The sequence below is a fragment of the Streptomyces sp. GbtcB7 genome, assembly GCF_019091445.1.
Taxonomy (GTDB): Bacteria; Actinomycetota; Actinomycetes; order Streptomycetales; family Streptomycetaceae; genus Streptomyces; species Streptomyces mirabilis.
Genome location: NZ_JAGXJM010000226.1, coordinates 1 through 302 on the forward strand (window position 1 = coordinate 1; position 302 = coordinate 302).

Here is a 302-nt window from a genome sequence, read left to right on the forward strand (position 1 = left end):
CCGTCCCACGACCCGCTATGACGTCGGGAAAACGACCAGACGACCCGACAGCATCATCGAGCGCGACAGCCTCAGAGGTTGAAAGACAAGATCAGTGCCTGTTCCTGATGCGGCCATGCCATGACGGTATTGGTGGATCCTGGGTTCGTTGCGCGCGCCCGTCAGCCGTGCTTGGCTCACCCGATGAACTTTCTGTTGACGGCGAGTGGCCTGCGCAACGAGACACTGCGGGATGCGCTGCGGGACATGCTGGGTAAGCCGTTCGGATCGGCGAACGTCGTGTTCGTTCCCACGGCGTCAGT

At 61.6% G+C, this 302-nt stretch carries 1 pseudogene; it reads left to right on the forward strand.

Annotation, left to right across the window (positions count from 1 at the left end):
* Nucleotides 1–183 precede the first annotated feature (183 nt).
* A pseudogene (locus tag KVT44_RS59750) lies at nucleotides 184–302 on the forward strand (Type 1 glutamine amidotransferase-like domain-containing protein); the annotation flags it as partial.